The sequence below is a fragment of the Paenibacillus sp. 2TAF8 genome (assembly GCF_052114825.1).
Classification (GTDB): Bacteria; Bacillota; Bacilli; order Paenibacillales; family Paenibacillaceae; genus Paenibacillus.
The window spans coordinates 260,740-280,564 of the sequence record NZ_JBFRFN010000007.1 but is presented as its reverse complement, the minus strand read 5'-3'; the positions used below and the strand labels follow the sequence as shown (position 1 = coordinate 280,564).

Below are 19,825 nucleotides of genomic sequence, written 5' to 3'. Positions count from 1 at the left end.
TGTCATACTCTCATCATGACCGCATCTTGGAACGATCCAGAGATGTAAACCTTCATCATTCACTCGTATAAAAGGGGAAAAGACGGCGGCATTCGCCGCCGCCATCTCTCTTACCACCAGACCCAGAATAGGGACATAATAATACATGTAAAGGCTACGAAGAATCCAAAGGCCATAAACAGAATAGGCATCATGTGACCTTTGTCCTTCAAGTGCATCCAGTAACCGAGCTGTACAAATACCTGTAGAATGGCCATAACAACCATAATAATAATGGTGAAGGTGGTGTTGACCCCTCCAGCTGAAGCTGCCGCAAATGCGATCAATGTAAGAATGATCGAGAACACAAACACAACAACATGCTTCGAAGGACCTTCCGCACGATGACGGTGCTTCACCGGCTGTTGATCACTTTGATCCTGAGCGGACATGTGTTATCCCACCTTTCCGAGCAGGTACACGACCGTAAAGATGAACACCCACACGACGTCGATGAAGTGCCAGTACATGGCGGAAACATAGACTTTCGGTGCGGTTACGACCGTTAATCCTTTTCTGAACAACTGCCCGATAATGATTCCGATCCACACAATACCGAATGCAACGTGGGCTCCGTGGAACCCGACCAACGTGTAGAATGCCGAACTGAAGGCACTCGTAGTCATACCAAACTCTTTGTGTTTCACATACTCATAGAACTCGTAAATCTCCAGACCAAGGAATCCCAGCCCCAGAACTACCGTGATTCCCAGCCACAAGGCAAGTGAGTTTCGGTTCCCTTTGTGCATCGCCTGAATGGCGAATACACTCGTCAAGCTGCTGACCAAAAGGATGAACGTTGCTGCTGCCACAAGCGGCAGATGGAAAAGTTCATTCGCTGTAGGTCCATCATTGGTCTGCCCGCGGAGTGCGAGGAAGGTAGCGAAAAGTGTACCAAACAGTACCGTCTCGCCGCCAAGGAACAGCCAGAAGCCAATCAGCTTGTTGCGTCCTTCCAGCGTTGCCTTCTCCGGTTCATGCGGCAGCTTGCCGTTTACCGGTTCGGCATGTGAGGTTGTCATGTTCTCGCCCCCTTCTCGTCCTGATCCTCGGGTTCAATGTGCCAGCCGTGATCATCATATAATGAGCGCAGTGCCATCGCTCCAAATGTAATGAGAAGACCGATAATAAGCACAATATAATTATTAAAGATGATATTCATAAATTCCAATTCGAATGTGTCTTTGCTGAACATCAGTCCAAGTCCGGCGATAAAAATACCTACCGACATGACAAACGGCAAAGGTGTAGCTGATGGCATATGAATGGAACCTACCGGTTCTGCCGGAGTCATCTCCTTGTTGCCTGCCATCTTCTCTTTCCAATATGCATCGATACCACGTACCAGCGGCGTTTGTTTGAAGTTGTACTCTGGCGGCGGGGATGGAATCGTCCACTCCAGTGTACGACCGTCTTCCCACGGATCGTTTGGTGCATCGATTGGTTTCTTCGCGGTGATGGCGATGTTCACCAGGAAGATAATAACCCCGACGCCCATCAGGAACGCACCGATGGAGCTGACCAGGTTAAGCAGGTCAAAATCCTGATTCGGCAAGTATGTAACAATCCGGCGCTGCATCCCCATCAGACCGAGGAAATGCTGTACGAAGAAGGTTAGCTGGAATCCGATCATGAATGTCCAGAACGTCCACTTCCCGAGTGACTCACTTAAAATACGACCAAACATCTTCGGCCACCAGTAATGGAGACCGGAGAATAATCCGAGCACCAGTCCGCCCACGATAACATAATGGAAGTGAGCTACGACAAAGTATGTGTCATGGAATTGGAAATCTGCCGGGGCAGAAGCAAGCATGACACCGGTAACTCCCCCCATGACGAAGGTAGGTACAAATCCGACAGCAAAGAGATTTGCCGCCGTAAAGCGAATCTGTCCGCCCCACATCGTGAAGAGCCAGTTGAAAATTTTGATCCCTGTAGGTACAGCAATGAGCATCGTTGAGATCGAGAATAACGCGTTTGCCACGTTACCAAGACCTGTCGTAAACATGTGATGCGCCCATACCATAAAGCCCAGGAAGGCAATCAAAATGGTTGCAAATACCATGGAGCTATATCCAAACAACCGCTTACGCGAGAAGGTTGGAATAACCTCCGAGATAATTCCGAATGCCGGCAAGATGAGAATATATACTTCCGGGTGTCCAAAAATCCAGAAGATATGCTGCCAGAGCACGGGGTTACCGCCGCCTGCAACATCGAAGAAATTCGCACCGAGAATCCGGTCAAACGTCAATAATACAAGGCCTACCGTAATGGCAGGAAAAGCAAACAGAATAATGGCTGATGTAATAAACGTGGTCCAGGTAAACATCGGCATCCGCATATAGGACATGCCTGGCGCACGCATGGTGATAATCGTAGCCAGAAAGTTAATGCCCCCGATAAGTGTACCCAGACCGGCGATCTGGAGACCGATCGTATAGAAGTCTACTCCGTGCGTTTCGCTATACTGCGAACCGGAGAGAGGTGTATATGCTGTCCAGCCTGCGTCCGGCGCGCCTCCCATGATCCAGCTCAGATTGAGCAGCAAACCACCGAACAAAAATGTCCAGAAGCCTAAAGCGTTAACAAAAGGGAAAGCTACGTCACGTGCCCCGATCTGCAATGGTACTACCGCATTCATAATGGCAAAAATAATCGGCATGACTCCAAGGAAAATCATCGTGGTTCCATGCATCGTAATCAATTCATTAAACACCTGCGCCGATACAAAAGTATTCATCGGCTTCATCAGTTGAATCCGGATCAATATGGCTTCAATTCCGCCAATGCCGAAGAAAAACCCGCCCGCAATCAAGTAAAGAACGGCGATTTTTTTGTGATCGACGGTGGTGATCCAGTCCATCAAGCCCCTGTACCGCTTGACGCTATGCGCATGAGCCAAGGTTGTGTACCCCCTTCTTCATCCTTGCTGTTCTATTCGTAGTCCAATTTGTAATTGGCCAAATACTCGGCAATTCCGTCGATCTCTTCATCCGTCAGTCCCAAACTTTTCGGACTTGGCATCGTATTGCCCGGCTTCACTGCTTGTGGATCATGAAGCCACTCTTTCATGTTATCGAGCACTGGTTTGCCTTCTTCCTGACCTTCACGCTGATTCAGCAAAATGCCTGCAACGGATTCCTTACCACCAATACCTGTAAGGTTTGGTGCAGCAGGTCCGCCTTGGTCACCTACAGCGTGGCAAGAAAGACAGTTTGTTTTGAATTTCTCAGCGAGTTGCGCATCTTCAGGCAGGACAGCAGGAGCCTTCATGGTGTTAACCCAGCGGTCGAAAGATTCCTGACTCACGGCCTTCACTTTGAATTCCATGAATGCATGCGATCTGCCGCATAACTCGGCACATTTACCGCGGTAAACGCCTTCATTCGGAGCTGAGAAGCTGAATTTGTTCAATGTTCCATCCGGGTTTGTGTCCATTTTGCCCGCAAGTGACGGCACCCAGAAGGAATGAAGCACGTCAGCGGTTTTCAATTCGAATGCAATTTTCTTTCCGGTCGGGATGATGAGGTCTTGAGCGGTGGTTATGTCATACTGAGGATAAGTGAATTCCCACCAATACTGATGTGAGGTTACCTGGACCTTAACTGCGTTTTTGTCATTCGTCAGATCTTCACCATGGGCAAAAATCGTCTGCACTGTTGGTACAGCCAAAATAATGACCAGCAGAAGTGGAATGGCTGTCCATATTACTTCCAGTTTGAAGTTTCCTTCAACCTGTTCGGGCACTTCGGTCTGCCCTGCTCGCCTGCGAAACTTGATCAGGACATAGGCAGCAATCGCAAATACAATGATGAGCACCACGATCATAATCGCAATAGACAGCTTCATCAGATCTAATTGGTCTTGCGCCACAGGACCCTGAGGTTTCATTGCCGACAAGTCTTCCCGCCCGCATGCGGATAGCAGCAAAGAGAACACTGCCAGCAAGGGAAGGATTCGCTTTGCAACCTGCCACTGTTTCATCATTGATCTACCCCACTTTTTTACGTTTTCGTAGATTACGGTTGTCGTTCGGTACAAAGCCAACACATGTACATTTCAGCACGATAAACATAATCCTCTTCATCATATAGAATGCTTACAAAAATAACGCTTCCAGTACTCCCGTCATTTCCTGCCCAGGGCATGTCTGCGCATTCTTCCAATTCATTCTATATGCTTCAATCACTTATTAAATATAAGTTGAGGGTATGATTTTGTCAATCTTTGGACACATGTTCACAAATTGTTCACTTTATGTAAAAAACCGCTCTACAACTTGATTTGCAAACGATTTCAGTTTAGATTATTACAATTCCGACCTGAAAAATTTTGCCATATTTCGGTGATAAAATCAGATTTCTTAGCGACTTTTATCACAATAAAAACATGTGATATTATGCAAAAGATTCTTCCCTCTTTACAGGAAACCATTACCACATCAATTGGAAATGGGCAATTCTGCCCCATGCACCTTCGAGTCGAAAATGGCATGGAGCATTCGCGACAGTTCTGCTGCCTCTCAATCATTTCATTATAGAGTGAAAATTTTCGTTTCTCTTTTTCTGCATCTGATTGAGTACCTGAAATTCTCAAGATCCATCCGTCAGAATCAATGGTCCATCCTTGGTGATCGCTACGGTATGTTCATACTGCACGCCCCAGGTTCCATCCAGTGTTCGGACTGTCCAGCCATCATCATCCCACACCACGGCACCGGAACTCCCCTTCGTGAAGATCGGCTCGATGGTAATGACCATACCTTCGGTGAGCATCATTCCTGTTTTCCGTTTCCCATAAGGCAGCACATTCGGGGGCTCGTGAATGTATTGCCCGATGCCATGACCAATGAGCGGTTTCACAAGCCCGTATCGATACAACCTTGCCGTTCGTTCAATCGCGCTTCCGATGTCTCCGAGTGTATTACCAGGAACAGCCTGTGCAATGGCTTTGTAAAGTGCTTTTTCCGTACGCTTCATGAGCCTGCGGATAGATCTGCTTGGTACATCTATGGCATATGTCCAGGCCGAGTCAGCAAGCCAGCCGCCTTTGTTCACCACCATATCAATGGTCACAACATCTCCACTTGCAAGCGCCTGGCTTCCGGGAAACCCGTGACAGACTACTTCGTTAACGGAGGCACATGTCGCGTAGGGATATTCTTTATATCCCTTTTGCTCGGGTGTAGCCCCGTGATCTGCGAGAAATGTCTCCACACGTTCATTAATCTCCGCTGTTGTTGTGCCTGGAACCATATACTGCTCGATATGCTGATGGCAACTTCGTAATATCCGTCCTGCTTCCCGCATGTAGCCAATCTCTTCTTTGGTTTTCAATATAGGGTCCACATGCCTTCATCCTTCCTGCTGTAGGTGTACTTCCATATATATGCATGAGACACGGAACAAAGCCCCCTAAAGTGATACGGAGCCCAAGATCATATAGATACTTGCTAAATTCAGTCGGCAAACGCAAAAAAAACCGTCTGCCGGAGCTGAAGCCCGAGAGACGGTTCTATTCATATCGGAACAGTATAATCAGAGTTGGTGTTGTTTCAGGATACGGAAGAATCCATCTTGACAAGCTCATGCTCAACGACAGAAGTCAATTCTTCCTCGTATCCACCCGTAATCCGGTATTTTCTCACATACTCCTTCACGAATTTTTTTGGATCTTTAGGACGGAAAATCCGAGTCATTTCTCTCAAACTTTCTTTGACCTCATTGTGACCTTTCGTTGCCATTGTAATTCCCTCCCAAAACGTTGAAAGTGAATGCTCCGTTTAGAGAACGCCGAATAAGTCTTAAATGCCATTCATGAAGTTGTGTGCGCGGCTTAAAGCAAGCTTTAGGTCGGGAACCTCGCCGAATAGCAAGTACCTGACACTATAAATACCCGATATGATTCAGGTTGAATCATAATCTTATTGTATCATATTCGGAACCTCGTTACGACTTGACGATTTTTCCTAATATATATAACGGTTTTACTGCCCAAAAAGTTTAATTCCGAATCATATTTTATAAAATGTTTTTTCTATACGGATTAATCTAACCAGCATAACCCCCAACTATTCGGGGGATATTATCTTGGATCACTAAATCAGTTAACTATATGGAACTAAAAGGAGGACCTGTTATGGAGCGCAAAGAACAGGATATGCTGCCCCTTTCGCATGAAAAAGTAGAGGTTGACGGCGTTTATGTCAATGAAGCTGGACAGGAAGAGCACCTGCACCGAGGTCAAGATTTCCCCGCCGATCCCGTACTCGGCAAGACCGAATGGAAGCTGACAGAGTATGCCTTTGATAATCATCACGATGGGAAAACCGATGAACGTCTGGTGCCTAAGAAAGATGATGAGGATAAAAAGGGCAAAATCACCAGTCCTCGCAGACAAATTCAAACTTAGTTCACTCATCGGTTCAGTTCTGTCCAGCTCCTACATAGCCTATATAAAAAGGACAAAGGAGGCTGGGCCGAATGTGTCTCCCATGAAGTCGTCCAGCGGTCTGGATGAAAATATAGCCGGCATGTTGTGTTATTTATTCACGTTTGTAGGCGGAATCATTTTTCTTGCTGTAGAGAAGCGCAGTCGATTTGTGTTATTCCATGCCCTTCAATCCGTGACAGTTTTTGGTCTCATCATGGTCGGGCATGTGTTGTCGGCCTTTCTCCCGCTGTTCGGCCCCCTTGTAGCTTCACTGTTATCCCTGCTGGGTGTAATCGTATGGCTACTGACGGTAGTTACCAGTCTGCAGGGGAAATGGCTCAAACTGCCTTGGGTCGGTGATTTCGCCGAGAAACAAATGAGACACCTTTAATGTCACGAAGCACAAAAAAACACCGAAACAACGGGCTCTGATGACCCCATTGTTTCGGTGTTTCCTGTGTGCATATTATGTTAACTGTTTAACATAAACCTTAACTTGTACTTCATCTCATTGATATTTTATAAGGTAAATAGTATAAGTAATGAATCATTCATATCCTGACTCAAAATGCGTTATGCCATGAATGATTCATCAAGTACGCTTTACATAACAACCCTTCTGACCAAGTATCAGAGTAAAAGTACTTTTATGCAGACTTGTTGTTTTCCTGAGCCATCTCATCTGTATGCTGTGCAGCCAACTGAGCTGCTGTGTCCTTGCTTCCAAGACCATTAAACAACAAATTCATAAAGATTGCCGTAAAGCTGCCTGCAATGATACCATTACCCAGCATAATCTGAGCCCAGGCTGGCGCACTTGCAAACAACTGAGGCACCACCGTTACTCCCAGCCCCATGCCAACAGAACAAGCAATGATGAACAGGTTCTCATGACGGTTCAGGTCCACCTGAGTACCAATGATGCGAATACCGGACGAAATCACCATACCGAACAGGGCCACCATGGCACCGCCAAGCACGGATCCAGGCACAAGCTGAGCCAGTGCAGCAATTTTCGGTACAAAGCCAATAACGATCAGCAAACCGCCTGCAACAACGATAACATCACGTGTCTTCACCCGTGTCATCTGTACAAGCCCTACATTTTGCGAATACGTTGTATAAGGGAAGGAGTTGAAAATCCCCCCAAGCACAATAGCCAGTCCCTCTGCACGATATCCACGCGCCAAATCCTTGGAGGTCAGATCCTTGTCCAACATTTTGCCCAGAGCCATAAATACGCCTGTAGATTCAGCCACACTGACAATCGCAACGAGAATCATCGTCAGAATAGGAACAATCTCAAAGGTCGGTCTTCCGAAATAAAATGGCTGAACCATATGGAACCAGCTTGCATCAAGAACAGGAGCAAACTTCACCTCACCCATAAAGCCAGCAGCCACTGTGCCAACAAAAAGACCTATTAGAACAGAGATGGAGCGTACAAAACCTGTAGTGAAACGAGTCATTAATATGATGAAAATGAACACACCGAAACCTAGCAACAGATGTACACCACTGCCAAAGTCTTCCGCATTCTGACCCCCGCCCAAATCGGTAAATGCCACCGGTATTAGCGTCAATCCAATAATAGTAACGACTGAACCTGTAACGACTGGCGGAAAGAGCCTAATCAGCTTGCCAAACAAGCCCGAGAAAATCAGAACGAACAGACCGGAGGCAATAATGGCACCGTAAATGGTAGATACTCCGCTGCTCTGTCCAATCATGATCATAGGGGATACAGCTTGAAATGCACAGCCCAGCATAACCGGCAGTCCAACGCCGAAATATTTATTGCCCCAGACCTGAAGCAATGTAGCTACACCGCACGCAAGCAGGTCAATCGCAATCAGATAAGTAAGTTGCTCTTGTGTAAATCCGAGCGCGCTACTCACAATAAGCGGTACAATGACAGCTCCTGCGTACATCGCAAGTACGTGCTGCAAGCCGAGTGAGAAGGTTTTGGCCGGATGCCGATGATGCTGGAAAATACGTTCGCGTGCCATATTAGTTCGTGCCCTCCTCATCTGCAAAGGTCACTTCTCCATTGGACAACGCTCCGATGCGAACCAGGGATTCGACGCGGTAACCCGCTTCTTTCAAGAGACGGCCTCCCGGCTGGAAAGCTTTTTCAATTACGATCCCGATCCCTACGACTTCCGCACCAACCTGTTCTACAATACGAGCCAGACCAAATGCAGCTTCGCCGTTTGCCAGAAAATCATCAATGATTAACACATGGTCACCGGGATTCATAAACTTTTTGGCTACTGTAATTTCATTCGTCTCCTGCTTGGTAAAGGAATACACTTTCTCCACCAAAATATCTTCCGTCAGGGTAAGTGACTTCTGCTTGCGGGCGAAGATCAGCGGAACGTTCAGTTCAAGTGCTGTCATAATGCCTGGAGCAATACCGGATGATTCAATCGTCAGCACACGTGTAATGCTCTCTCCTTCAAAACGGCGGATGAACTCTTTGCCGACTTCCTTCATCAACACCGGGTCCATCTGGTGGTTCAGGAATGAATCTACTTTCAGTACCTGCTCGGACAGGACAATGCCTTCCTGTCTTACTTTGTCTTTTAACAATTGCATCGTTTTTTCCTCCCAAATGCCCTTTACCGCCATGCTCAGTCGGTTCCACAATATCTCTCCCCCATGTAAAAAAACAAAAAGCCCGCCTTTTCACACCTGCGGCATAAACCGGAGACGGGAAAGACGGACTTGTTCCTGTATGGACAAGCCGCTTGAACACCATATACGCCAAGGGGCGAGGCTCAGGAAGCATACCTATATATTTAGGCAGACCTGACCATAACCCCCAACAGGGCGCAGAAGCATCCTTCCCGTAGTCCAATCATTCCGGTGATCGGGTAGAGACATGCAGGCCTATTCCTGCACATATACGAGTAACGGCATATTCAATTCATTTTGGCTTCACGATTCGTATCCATGTATAATTGCGAACCTGAATGTAAAAGTGTAATCTCACTGACAATGTTAGAAGTATACCGAATTGGCGGCTTGAAATAAAGAGGTATTTTCATGGAATTTGCGGAAACTATGTTTCTTTTGCATAATGGGGATGATTGATTCTCATTTTTTATGTACAATATGAGAACAAAAGCGTGTCCTGACGGGAATGAACTTGGAGGATGTGCTCAGAATCTAGTCGTTAAAGGAGATTGTTACATGAAAGGCATACTGAAAGAATTTAAGGAGTTCGCTGTTCGCGGCAACGTCATCGATCTCGCAGTGGGTGTAATTATCGGAGCTGCTTTTGGAAAAATCGTTACATCCCTTGTGAATGATATCATCATGCCTCCGGTTGGGAAACTGCTTGGCGGGATTGATTTCAGCCAAAAAATCATTAACCTTGATCCGGATGTGAAAACGGCTAACGGTCAACATATCACCACACTTGCCCAAGCCAACGAAGCAGGCGCTACCGTCATTGCTTACGGTCAATTTATCAATGTGATGATTGATTTCATTATCGTGGCGTTCTGTATCTTCATGCTGGTTAAAGGCATTAACTACCTGAAGCGTAAAGAGCATGCCAAACCTGAACCGAAAAAAACAACGAAAGCCTGCAAGTACTGTCTGTCTGAAATTCCTGCTGCAGCTACTCGTTGTTCCCAATGCACTTCCCAGCTCGAGGCTGAAGGCAGCAACGCTCCGGCATAATGGTTGAATCTATTGATATGTACAAAAAATAAACCAATGATGCAGGTTTGATTCCTCATACCGCTATGTATGTTAGAAGCGGATCAATGGTTATGTAGTCATTGTGGTATGCATATAAGATACGTTCAACGTTACTGGGTTGAAACTTATTATAAATTTGTGCATTGCATACACATATCAAGTACATCAAACCTGCATATGTTCAGGTTCCACCTTAGAGGTGGGACCTTTTTTTATTGATTACAAATCTTGCTTCTCAGCCTTGATTGTCAGTCATGTGCTCTGTACTTAGAAACGTTTGGGCAGTAAGTGTTCCAGGATCGATTTGAGATCTTTGTCTTCTTTGTAAACCTCTTCTCCGGTATCCAGTTCAGTGACCCGAATAAATTCATAATTGGCGCTGGCATCCGTCGGTTTAAACAGCAACTGTGCCTCGTCCTCCAGACGAACATGAAAGCCCATGTCTTTAAACATCGTCGTAAGCTGGCTCGTGGCCGGTTCCTGACCTTGCCCTACAAAGATAAGTCCCCTAAGGGCTTTACGCTCCTGAGGTTGCGGATAAATCACCTGAAAGTGTACAATACATTCCATACAATCGTTCCCCTTTCGTTAAAAAGATACTTTGTGAAATTTTGAACTTTAAATTCTGCTATATAAGGAGATACGTTTCATGACCCCAGAACGTTTCGATATTTATGACGATCAGCAACAATGGCTTGGTACAGCCCCCCGTAATGAGGTTCATGCTAAGGGATATTGGCATCGTTCATTCCACTGCTGGATCGTGCGTGACGAAGGCAGCAAGCGCATGGTTCTATTTCAGCGGCGCCGGGATATCAAAGATACTTTTCCCGGTTATTACGACATCACAGCTGCTGGTCACCTCACAGCCGGTGAACAACTGCAAGACGCACATCGTGAGCTGGAAGAAGAGCTCGGTGTGCATACGTCATTTGATGCGCTGACTTATTTGTTTACGGCTAAGCAGCAGCTACAAGGTGAGGTGCGTGGCATTCCGTTTCTGGATCGGGAATTCAGTGCTGTCTATGGTCTGTGCCTGAACCAGCCACTGGAGTCCTATGTTCTCCAGGCTAGCGAGGTGGACAGTCTCTATGAGGCACCACTGGATGACCTGCTCGCCCTGTTCCGCCAAGAGAAGGATGTTGTTCAGGTATCTGGTGTGCGTGCGCAACAACAGACATTCACGCAAAACGGTAAGGCATTATCTACACCATCAGAGGATAACACACCTTTATCGACATTCCCACGCACTAGTGAGCCCCTCTCTGAGTGTACCCAAGAAGTCACAACGACAGCAGCTGATCTTTTGTCCAATCATGGCGATTATAAGTATTCCGCCAGCGCTGCACGCCTTGTGAGGGAAATACATCTGGCAGATTTTGTGCCGCACGGCACCACTTATTATATCGACGCCCTCGAAGCGCTGAAACGGGTGCACGGGGTCTAGGGCGTGTCTTTAAACCTCTTGAAGTGCATCTTTTACCCCTTTTGTGCCCCCTGCTACGTCACTTTCCCTTGGCGTGCCCCGGCACGCCAAGGAAACTTCCTTGCTTGGAACAAAAATTCGGCAAAATCTGCTTTTTTCAGCGTTTTCAGACACGCCCTAACTTCATTTTCTCAAAAATAGCATCACTTCATACGTTTAACTAATCCCTGGACTATTACCTTCATTATTCCAGTAACATTACACTTTAGGTATTCCAAGACTATTCCTTTACTATTAACCGGATAGCAAACCAATGCTGTAACAAGCATCACTGCATTTGGGTTCTGAATTGTATCGTTGTACCCTTGGACTACCTAAACGTTACGCGATACGTTGAAGATGTTGCTACGGCATATCAGGGAAATATCCCAATACGCACGCTCTAACAGGTAAAAACAAAGTATGAAACAACAAAGTTAGCCTACTCTACGTAAGTCTCATGATGGAACGGAGTAACCTAAAGTGAATGTGTGCGAGATTAAGCTCAAAAAAATTCTAACGATCACAGGGAACGTTATTTGCCCCTTTTCGGGGTCTCGTGAAATCTAACGATCACCAGAGACGTTATTTAGACGAAATTGGCTTCATTTGCGCTAAAAAGATGGCTTGGGACGAAATAGCGTTCCTGAGGATCGTTAGAATCTCAAAGAGGTCGATTTCGCCAAAATAAGGCTTGTGGTGATCGTTAGCGCTCAAACTATCCCGTTTCACCGGCTTCAAAATCTTGCCTTTATAAAATTTGAAGAATAGCTCTACTACGATGGTCAATGCATTTATTAATCACAAAAGGACGAGATGTGAATTCACCATTCACATCTCGCCCTTTATCATTTTGTTTTTTTGTAGTCACTTACTTTAGTTTGCATGGCTACTTTTACTTTTCATATTCCACCTGTTACTATTCCTGATCCGGTGCAGGGGATGACCAATATCGTGCGGCAATGTCTGCGTATCGTCGTCCGTAACGACCTTCCAGTTCATCACCTATATCCTGCTCCAGTTCATACAGCACCAGTTCTTGTGCAAAATGATTCAGCAGCAATCCGGTCATCACCGGATGCGCTGTAACTACAGCCTGAGTAGGACATGAATCCCCACGCATACCTAGCATACACCAGCGTCGATCCACAACGAGCGAGAACTTACGCCCGGTGCCCGTGCCATATGATGGAAATCCAGGCAAAAAAGGAAGCGGCTGATCTACCATGCCTTCCCCGCCTTCACAGGACCACAACAGACGTACCCCGCGAGCCTCGGCCTGCTGCAAGTCCTCTCGAAGCAGTTCAGCTTCCTCCCGCCACACATCCACAACGATTTCATGCTTTGCTGCGGCAAGTTCACGACTCAGGTTTTCAAAAACATTTTTGTCGCCTTCGACATTGTAAAATACAGGCTTCTCCGGTTCGCTCTTCGGCATACTTCGCTCGACGTAATCCAGAGAGGTGTGCATCTGATCCGAGATCATACGTGTCATCTCTTCCGGTTTCAGCATGCTGTATTTCACAGGCTCTCCCGCACTGCATCTGAGGAATCCCCGTGATTCCAGCCGTTGCAGGGTGGCATATACATTGGAACGGGAGACACCCAGCCGTTTGGCTACCTCATATCCCGAGGCTGATCCTTGGCGAGCTAATTCTACCATAATTTTAGATTCCATCTCGGTGAACCCGAGATGACGTAAATGATGCAGCAGTTGGTCCATATTTCTGTCCCCCCATGCTGTCAGCAACCAGCGCTGCCTGGCGGCAGCACGTCTACTGCATCAGATCTGCTCTGCTCCGCAGCGCGGGCACCACTTCGAGCCTTTTGGCAATTCGGATGCACAAATCTGACACTTCACCATTTCACGAGGTACTTCCGTCTGCACATCCACAGTGTCTACAATCGGGTTATTTTCTTTCCAATAGCGAATGCGCTCATCCAGCTCCTGCTGACGCTCACGTTCCCGCAGCATTTCCTCTTCTCTGCGGCGTTCCCACTCTGCATCGAACGCTTCCTTCTCTTCCAGCGTAAACTCGGTGCTGTTAAATCCCGGTTCCGTATCCAAATCTGCAATCGATGGGATGACCGTATGATACGGCTCGGTCTCTTCGTTTTCTTCCACAGCTGGTGCATCAAAAATCGACTGCTCCGCAACCGGGTTTTGCGCAGCGGCTGCCTCATGTTTTGCCGTGTTGACGGCTCCTGTAGCCCCTGCAACTCCCGATGCCGATGCAGATGCAGTTGGTTTGGATTCACCCAGCTTGCGTCCACATTTCGGACAGAAGTTGGCATCCAGTGAAGCGACATATCCGCACTCGCAAAGACGTTCATTTTTCAACTCGGCAATCTTGCCGCGCAATGCGTCGATCTCATCCTGCAGTTCGTCACATAGATTAGACAGATCCACCATCTCTTTTTCAGCGAGCGTCATATCCTGTGCACGATAACCTTCATAGAAGATCCGGCCCATATCGGTAAAATGGACTTCCTGTTCCTGTTGCAAGCCCACAATCTGATTGTTTAATTTGCCAATCTCAACAGCGTGCTGTGCACGCTCTGTTGCTTTGTTTGCTCCGTTTTTGATGCGCTGAAGCAGTTTCATAACAATTCCTCCTCTGTCCCGTCAAAACAATATCATTATCATTCTTCATTAGTTAGTAGGTCAACCGTTAGCAATATGCGAATTGCCCTGGATATATAACTTATACGATATGAAGCCAAAAAGTTGCGAAAAATCGCGCTGCCCCCCAGTTTTATGCGGATTTTCGATAGAAACAGGGGCTTTCATCAAGACCATACGTTCGGTATAATGGAACTTTGGCTCCATATTCATGAAGCGCTCAATCTATACCAATGAAACCATAACCCTATATCTCATAGAATTATGACACATGAAACACGTATGATTTACAATTAACTCTATCTTACCAATTTACAATGCGATTGTGAAAAGGGCAAATTCTTTACTTTTGAAAGGATCGTTTGATCCCTGAATGCATACAGAGGTGGATGAAACATGTTAAGTCCGAACTCAACGTTCTACCCCCGTCCGCTCGGGGTGAACTCCGCGTCCTCCTTGCCTCAATCTCCCTCGGCTCCGCTGGAAACCAGCCGGCAGCTTGTGGGAGATGATCAGCAGGACGCCTATTATTTCCGCTCGCTTGAAGAAGCCGGCATCAAACTCAACGGCCCGCAAATCTCGGCCGTTCGCCATGGCAGAGGCCCCATACTCACACTTGCAGGAGCAGGCTGCGGCAAAACAACTGTACTAGCTGCAAGAGCAGGCTACCTGATGGAGGTCGGCGGTGTACACGCAGGCAGCATTCTGCTCGTGACATTTACCAACAAGGCCGCTGCCGAGATGAAAGACCGGATTGCTGCCCTGCCTGGCATCAGACCTGCTGCAGCAAGAGCCGTGCAAGCTCGCACCTTTCACTCGTTTGCGCTGACTTTGCTACGCCATTACGGTGTGCAGGAAGACATTTTTGGTGAGTCGCGTGCCCAGCATACGGTGCTGAAAATGCTCTTACGCCAGAATGGCATGAGCGAAGCGTTTCAACCGGAGAGTCTGCTGGCGATGTTATCCGCCTGGAAGATGCAAGGCTCGAACACCGCAGACTTGCCGGAGAAAACGCAGGATGAGCGCGATGCCAAGCGGGTATTGCTCGGATACGAAACCTGGAAGCAGGATCGCGGCAAAATGGACTTTGATGATATCCTGCTGCGCGCTGCTGCGCTGCTTCGTGATCCAGCGGTGTTAAAGCCGCTGCAGCGGCGTTTTCAATACATTATGGTGGATGAATTTCAGGATACGAACCGGCTGCAATACGAGATTGTGCAGATGCTCGCTGGAGCACACCGAAATCTGATGGTTGTTGGAGACGATGACCAGACGATCTATACGTTTAACGGCGCACGCCATGAATCAATTTTGGAATTCGATAAAGTATACCCGGGTGCACGCATTGTGACGCTGGATATTAATTACCGCAGTGATGCACGYATTCTGGGACTCGGCAGCGAGCTGGTCGCCCGTAATAAACGTAGACGTGACAAACGACTGCGTGCGGCAGGACAACGAGGGGATGCGCCCCGGTTTGCTACACCGTCTAACGCCGAGGAAGAAGCCGCCTGGGTTGTGAATCAGATCTGTCAACAGGTGGAGGAAGGACTGTTTCCATATCGAGACATTGCTATTTTGCACCGGACAGCCAGCAGCAGCCGGGCAGTGTTTGAGCAACTGGTACTGAAGGATGTGCCCTTCGTACAGCACGGAGCCGCTCCGGTGTTCTATGATCAGTCTCTCATCAAACCGTTGATGGATCATATGCGGTTATCTCTGAACCCGCGAGCGATGGATGCTCTGCCAAGTGCACTCGGTCCGCTGTATGTGTCCCGTGATGCAGGACTGGAGTATATCCAGCGCCGTGAGCAGGAACAGGCCAAGAAATATCCGCTGATTCATCTGAGCAAATGGGACAAGCTGAAGCCTTTTCAACAGGAGCAGGTCAAGGAACGCATCAAGCTGATTAAATCTTTGCATAAGCTGAAGCCGATTATCGCGATTCAAGAGATGCGCCGCCAGTTCTATGATAAATATATGGAGAGCGGCGACCCGACGATTTTCACTCATTATAAAGAAACGATGCTGGAGACACTGGATGAATTCGAAGCTGCTGTCAAAAAATTCGAAACGGTAGAGGAATTCGTGCAATTCGCAGACGAGTTGTCCCGCAGACACCGCGAGATGGAATCGCTGCGCCGTGCACAGGATAGTGATGCAGTACAGCTGATGACCATTCACAGGGCCAAAGGACTGGAGTTCCCTTGTGTGTACTGGATCGGAGCAAGCGAAGGCATTGTGCCGCACAGCACTGCCCTGCGTCAGGATATTCCGGAAGATCAGAAGGCAGCACTTACCGTACAGCAAACCGATGCCGAATTGGATATGGCACTGGAAGAAGAACGCAGACTCGCTTATGTGGCGATTACTCGTGCGAAGCGGCATCTATATGTGACCTCACCCGCGAGCCATCACGGCAAACCTGCCGACGTGTCACGCTTCCTGCTTGAAGCCTTTGGCATGGAGGTTCCGGACAAACGTAAACCACGGGACGAGGCACGTAGTGGCAACACGTCGTCATATAGTACTCATGGACACGCAAGCTACAACAGGAACAACAACGGAAATAGCAACAACCGAAGCAGCAACGGCAACTGGAAAAGCATCGGCAACGCTAAAGATGCCGACAAACGTGAAAATGGCAAGGGTCATACTTCACAACAAACTTCATCTTATGCACAGCATGATCGGCAGCGCAGTGCAATAAACCATAAGGATCATCGGGAAATGGAGATGCTGGATGAGCGGGATGAAGATCGTCTCAGCGAGAAGCGCGGTAGCGGAATTATTCGAGATCATAAAGCATTCAGTACACCCGGACTCCATCCGAAGGCTACCAGTACAACCACGACTTCAAGTACTTCCCGAAATGTTGATCCCTCTCGAGCAGGTGCGATCAAAGCTGAGCGGACAGAGACGGTAGCTGTCTGGAAATGTAGTTCGGCTACATGCAAAGCATGGTTGAGACAGAAACCGGCTGTGCCTTCCGGCAAAGCCACGAAAAAGTCTTCATCCGTGCCTCCGGTCTGTCCACTATGTTCAGGAACGATGATCGCTGGCACTCGGCAGGTTCCGGTGACAAATACTTTTGGAAAATAGGCATACGGAATCTTTCGTTTCAGGGCGCTTACTGCTGTTTATTAACAGTAGAAGCGTCTTTTTCCAATTGAACAGTACGAGCGTCTCTTTTTTCAATATCGAAATGGGGGTTGGATTATGCAGGACGGTAAACAACATCTGTATGTATCGGTAACTCATAACCTGATTGAAAAAACGAAAAACGAATCTACACCGTTTGATGTACTCGTCGATGACGGGCAATTGGCAACTTTGCAGGATCTGATGAAAGTACTTGAGGATGGGGACGACTACTCATTGCAGCGGGCACCCGTACCTTACAAGTCGGCAGACCATGATGATGGAAATGAACGACTTACAGATGGCGTGATGATGCTGTACACCTTCCTCTACGATCACGGCACACCCGAGACCAGACAAGCCATCGATGGCATGAATGTGCTTCCCAAGCTGCAAGATACGGACTACGATGACCCGGGATACGAGAACTCACCCATGAATAAATGATGGATTAAGCTTCATTTATGCGCAGTCCTTGGCATGAGCGATCTAACATGAAATGCAATCATCCTACAACCAAAGCAATAAACCCTCCTTCTGCTCCATTTAACATTTAGAAGGAGGGTTATTTCTGTCAGCGGGATTTTCCGCGAGAATAATCATCGTTTAGCTTTCAGTTATTATTTGTTTTATTCGTTATCTTCTACTGCTCAACGTCTAGTCCAGACGCACTTCCTGCCCTTTTTCGGCAGACTCATAGATGGCGCACAGCATACGCGTGGAGGCCACCCCATCCGCAATCGGGCTGATGGGCGGCGTACCGTTCAGGCAGCATTCTACAAAGTGATCGATCTGATTCTGGAATGCACCGTGAATATCCAGACCGGAATGATCTGTCTGGGGTTCGATGTTCATGATCGTGTCATGTTTCTCGGAGACAATGAGCGTTTTGGGCTCCAGTTCAAATCCGCCGCGCTCGCCATACAATTTAACAAAGGACTCATCCTCACGGGCATGGAGGGTAAAGCTCACATCTACCGCCAAGGAAGCACCATTGTCAAAACGGATCAGGGCATTCGCCATATCTTCGACGTTATTGATCGCAGCACTGTAGTCTGCCGCTTTGTAAAAGGAGAGATGTTCCACATTCGCACGATTGCCGAGTTTACGATACGTATTCCCGCTGACGGATACAGGCTTCGGTCTACCCATCAGATACCAGCACTGGTCGATGATATGTACACCCAGATCGATTAATGGGCCGCCGCCGGAACGAGCCTTGTCCGCAAACCAGCCACCTGGGTTACCCAGACGCCGCAAAATCGACGCTTTTGCATAATACAGCTCGCCAAACTCGCCTGCATCAATGAATCTGCGCAGCATCTGCATGTTGTTATCGTACCGGCGTACAAAGCCGACAACAAAGGTACGTCCGCTTTTTTTTACCGCTTCCTCAATCCGCAGTGCATCTTCCACGTTGGTGGCCACCGGCTTTTCCAATAACACATGTTTACCTGCTTCCAACGCCGCAATGGCAAATTCCGCATGCGTATTATTCCATGTACAGATACTGACCGCATCGACATGCGGGTCTTCCAGCATCTCACGATAGTTGGTATATACTGACTGAGCGTCATACTTCTGTGCAGCCGCCTTGGCTCGTTCCTCGTTCAGATCACAAATGGCGTAGATGACAGCATCTTCATTTTTGGCGTAACACCTCATATGAAGATCCGAGATGGACCCTGTGCCGATCATGCCGATATGCAGCATTTGCTTTGTGCTCATCTTCGTGCTCCCTCCCTTTTTCCAAAACTTCGTTAACGTCTAGTCTGCCCGCAGCATGCCTTCGTAAATACCCGGGATTGAATTTTCGATCTCCACCGCGCCCAGCGTTCGTTTGTAGAAATCCATTGGCCCAGCCGATCCGATAATCGCATATCCATAGCCATCTGCTCTCATTGCGTGCATACAAGCCAGCAACAAGGCAGTCCCCACACCCTTTCCACGGGCATCCGGGCTTACTCCAGTAGGGCCAAAAAAATTACGGCAGGTCGCTTCATAACAGGCAAAACCAATCATTCTCCCCTGCTCCAGCGCAATATAACAGGTTACAGGCTGACGTGCAAAAGCAACATCACATTCATCTACCCAAGGCTGGTTAAAATGGGTTCTCACCCAGTTCAGCACCTGCTGCTTCTCCGGCGCAATCGCTCTGCGAATGACAATCGATGCCGCCTTCAGTTGATCCAACCCGCTGTGCTGTTCCGGCAAACGATAAAGCGCGACCAACATATCACTCATCGGTTCGTTTCCTCCTTATATGGCATGGAATGATCCGCATACTTTGAATTTAACCTAATCCTACTGCTGATAACCTGCTTCTTACGCGATAATCCTAATTGAAACAAACGTAAGGTACTTACAGTGTTTATATCCCACTGCAACACTCAGACAGGTTATCCCGT

General features: G+C 47.7%; 19 protein-coding genes and 1 riboswitch. Of the genes, 6 read left to right on the top strand and 13 right to left on the bottom strand.

The window, feature by feature from the left end:
• Positions 1–110: 110 nt before the first annotated feature.
• From AB4Z30_RS13520 to AB4Z30_RS13495, 6 genes are all read right to left on the bottom strand, one after another.
• A complete protein-coding gene (locus AB4Z30_RS13520; protein WP_441927096.1) occupies positions 111–431 on the bottom strand; it encodes a cytochrome C oxidase subunit IV family protein in 321 nt (106 codons plus the stop codon).
• A gap of 3 nt (positions 432–434) precedes the next feature.
• Positions 435–1,061, bottom strand: a complete 627-nt coding sequence (locus AB4Z30_RS13515) for a cytochrome (ubi)quinol oxidase subunit III (RefSeq protein ID WP_441927094.1) — start codon at positions 1,059–1,061, stop codon at positions 435–437.
• Entirely contained in the window at positions 1,058–2,908 is a 1,851-nt protein-coding gene (ctaD, locus tag AB4Z30_RS13510) for a cytochrome c oxidase subunit I (protein WP_441927159.1), read from the bottom strand. Before ctaD ends, AB4Z30_RS13515 begins: the two co-directional genes overlap by 4 nt.
• 71 nt (positions 2,909–2,979) lie before the next feature.
• The gene (gene coxB / locus AB4Z30_RS13505) at positions 2,980–4,032 is read right to left on the bottom strand and encodes a cytochrome c oxidase subunit II (protein WP_441927092.1); all 1,053 of its coding nucleotides are present in this window, start codon (positions 4,030–4,032) and stop codon (positions 2,980–2,982) included.
• A 605-nt stretch (positions 4,033–4,637) separates the two neighbouring features.
• Positions 4,638–5,393 carry a type I methionyl aminopeptidase gene (map, locus tag AB4Z30_RS13500; protein ID WP_441927090.1) on the bottom strand — a complete coding sequence of 252 codons (756 nt, stop codon included), beginning with the start codon at positions 5,391–5,393 and terminating at the stop codon, positions 4,638–4,640.
• 206 nt (positions 5,394–5,599) lie between these two features.
• Entirely contained in the window at positions 5,600–5,788 is a 189-nt protein-coding gene (locus tag AB4Z30_RS13495) for a hypothetical protein (RefSeq protein ID WP_017690840.1), read from the bottom strand.
• A gap of 395 nt (positions 5,789–6,183) precedes the next feature.
• Here AB4Z30_RS13495 and AB4Z30_RS13490 point away from each other — a divergent pair, with 395 nt between their 5' ends.
• Both AB4Z30_RS13490 and AB4Z30_RS13485 read left to right on the top strand, forming a co-directional pair.
• A complete protein-coding gene (locus AB4Z30_RS13490) occupies positions 6,184–6,456 on the top strand; it encodes a transposase (protein ID WP_441927087.1) in 273 nt (90 codons plus the stop codon).
• A 73-nt stretch (positions 6,457–6,529) separates the two neighbouring features.
• Positions 6,530–6,868: a DUF4870 domain-containing protein gene (locus tag AB4Z30_RS13485; protein ID WP_090918563.1), complete on the top strand. Its 339-nt coding sequence runs from the start codon at positions 6,530–6,532 to the stop codon at positions 6,866–6,868.
• A gap of 256 nt (positions 6,869–7,124) precedes the next feature.
• On the opposite strand, the gene AB4Z30_RS13480 is transcribed toward AB4Z30_RS13485, so the two are convergent.
• Positions 7,125–8,486, bottom strand: coding sequence for a nucleobase:cation symporter-2 family protein (locus AB4Z30_RS13480; protein ID WP_441927085.1), 1,362 nt, complete (start codon positions 8,484–8,486; stop codon positions 7,125–7,127).
• A gap of 1 nt (position 8,487) precedes the next feature.
• Entirely contained in the window at positions 8,488–9,075 is a 588-nt protein-coding gene (locus AB4Z30_RS13475) for a xanthine phosphoribosyltransferase (RefSeq protein WP_441927083.1), read from the bottom strand.
• A 234-nt stretch (positions 9,076–9,309) separates the two neighbouring features.
• A riboswitch (purine riboswitch) is annotated at positions 9,310–9,409 on the bottom strand.
• A gap of 263 nt (positions 9,410–9,672) precedes the next feature.
• On the opposite strand from AB4Z30_RS13475, the gene mscL reads away from it, so the two are divergent.
• Complete coding sequence (gene mscL / locus AB4Z30_RS13470; protein ID WP_441927081.1) at positions 9,673–10,167, top strand: large conductance mechanosensitive channel protein MscL; 495 nt, start codon at positions 9,673–9,675, stop codon at positions 10,165–10,167.
• A gap of 288 nt (positions 10,168–10,455) precedes the next feature.
• Here mscL and AB4Z30_RS13465 read toward each other — a convergent pair whose 3' ends face one another.
• Positions 10,456–10,758: a hypothetical protein gene (locus AB4Z30_RS13465; protein ID WP_441927079.1), complete on the bottom strand. Its 303-nt coding sequence runs from the start codon at positions 10,756–10,758 to the stop codon at positions 10,456–10,458.
• A gap of 79 nt (positions 10,759–10,837) precedes the next feature.
• Between AB4Z30_RS13465 and AB4Z30_RS13460 the strand changes: the two genes are divergently transcribed.
• A complete protein-coding gene (locus tag AB4Z30_RS13460; protein ID WP_441927077.1) occupies positions 10,838–11,635 on the top strand; it encodes an NUDIX hydrolase in 798 nt (265 codons plus the stop codon).
• Positions 11,636–12,572: 937 nt separating this feature from the next.
• On the opposite strand, the gene AB4Z30_RS13455 is transcribed toward AB4Z30_RS13460, so the two are convergent.
• Together AB4Z30_RS13455 and AB4Z30_RS13450 are read right to left on the bottom strand one after the other, a co-directional pair.
• Positions 12,573–13,376, bottom strand: coding sequence for a TrmB family transcriptional regulator (locus AB4Z30_RS13455; protein ID WP_441927075.1), 804 nt, complete (start codon positions 13,374–13,376; stop codon positions 12,573–12,575).
• Positions 13,377–13,436: 60 nt separating this feature from the next.
• Entirely contained in the window at positions 13,437–14,258 is an 822-nt protein-coding gene (locus AB4Z30_RS13450; protein WP_441927073.1) for a zinc ribbon domain-containing protein, read from the bottom strand.
• 414 nt (positions 14,259–14,672) lie between these two features.
• Here AB4Z30_RS13450 and AB4Z30_RS13445 point away from each other — a divergent pair, with 414 nt between their 5' ends.
• Positions 14,673–17,378: a UvrD-helicase domain-containing protein gene (locus AB4Z30_RS13445; protein ID WP_441927071.1), complete on the top strand. Its 2,706-nt coding sequence runs from the start codon at positions 14,673–14,675 to the stop codon at positions 17,376–17,378.
• A 117-nt stretch (positions 17,379–17,495) separates the two neighbouring features.
• Positions 17,496–17,864 carry a hypothetical protein gene (locus AB4Z30_RS13440; protein WP_441927069.1) on the top strand — a complete coding sequence of 123 codons (369 nt, stop codon included), beginning with the start codon at positions 17,496–17,498 and terminating at the stop codon, positions 17,862–17,864.
• A 210-nt stretch (positions 17,865–18,074) separates the two neighbouring features.
• Here AB4Z30_RS13440 and AB4Z30_RS13435 read toward each other — a convergent pair whose 3' ends face one another.
• A complete protein-coding gene (locus AB4Z30_RS13435) occupies positions 18,075–19,145 on the bottom strand; it encodes a Gfo/Idh/MocA family protein (protein WP_441927067.1) in 1,071 nt (356 codons plus the stop codon).
• Positions 19,146–19,184: 39 nt separating this feature from the next.
• Entirely contained in the window at positions 19,185–19,661 is a 477-nt protein-coding gene (locus tag AB4Z30_RS13430; RefSeq protein WP_441927065.1) for a GNAT family N-acetyltransferase, read from the bottom strand.
• Positions 19,662–19,825: the final 164 nt, after the last annotated feature.

Excerpts from the sequence above, each read along its gene's own strand:
- ctaD (WP_441927159.1), bottom strand. The coding sequence starts at position 2,908 with ATGGACTGGATCACCACCGTCGATCACAAAAAAATCGCCGTTCTTTAC.
- AB4Z30_RS13460 (WP_441927077.1), top strand. The coding sequence starts at position 10,838 with ATGACCCCAGAACGTTTCGATATTTATGACGATCAGCAACAATGGCTT.
- AB4Z30_RS13455 (WP_441927075.1), bottom strand. The coding sequence starts at position 13,376 with ATGGACCAACTGCTGCATCATTTACGTCATCTCGGGTTCACCGAGATG.
- AB4Z30_RS13440 (WP_441927069.1), top strand. The coding sequence starts at position 17,496 with ATGCAGGACGGTAAACAACATCTGTATGTATCGGTAACTCATAACCTG.
- AB4Z30_RS13490 (WP_441927087.1), top strand. The coding sequence starts at position 6,184 with ATGGAGCGCAAAGAACAGGATATGCTGCCCCTTTCGCATGAAAAAGTA.
- AB4Z30_RS13495 (WP_017690840.1), bottom strand. The coding sequence starts at position 5,788 with ATGGCAACGAAAGGTCACAATGAGGTCAAAGAAAGTTTGAGAGAAATG.
- AB4Z30_RS13450 (WP_441927073.1), bottom strand. The coding sequence starts at position 14,258 with ATGAAACTGCTTCAGCGCATCAAAAACGGAGCAAACAAAGCAACAGAG.
- AB4Z30_RS13475 (WP_441927083.1), bottom strand. The coding sequence starts at position 9,075 with ATGCAATTGTTAAAAGACAAAGTAAGACAGGAAGGCATTGTCCTGTCC.
- coxB (WP_441927092.1), bottom strand. The coding sequence starts at position 4,032 with ATGATGAAACAGTGGCAGGTTGCAAAGCGAATCCTTCCCTTGCTGGCA.
- AB4Z30_RS13520 (WP_441927096.1), bottom strand. The coding sequence starts at position 431 with ATGTCCGCTCAGGATCAAAGTGATCAACAGCCGGTGAAGCACCGTCAT.
- AB4Z30_RS13515 (WP_441927094.1), bottom strand. The coding sequence starts at position 1,061 with ATGACAACCTCACATGCCGAACCGGTAAACGGCAAGCTGCCGCATGAA.
- AB4Z30_RS13435 (WP_441927067.1), bottom strand. The coding sequence starts at position 19,145 with ATGAGCACAAAGCAAATGCTGCATATCGGCATGATCGGCACAGGGTCC.
- mscL (WP_441927081.1), top strand. The coding sequence starts at position 9,673 with ATGAAAGGCATACTGAAAGAATTTAAGGAGTTCGCTGTTCGCGGCAAC.
- AB4Z30_RS13465 (WP_441927079.1), bottom strand. The coding sequence starts at position 10,758 with ATGGAATGTATTGTACACTTTCAGGTGATTTATCCGCAACCTCAGGAG.
- AB4Z30_RS13430 (WP_441927065.1), bottom strand. The coding sequence starts at position 19,661 with ATGAGTGATATGTTGGTCGCGCTTTATCGTTTGCCGGAACAGCACAGC.
- AB4Z30_RS13480 (WP_441927085.1), bottom strand. The coding sequence starts at position 8,486 with ATGGCACGCGAACGTATTTTCCAGCATCATCGGCATCCGGCCAAAACC.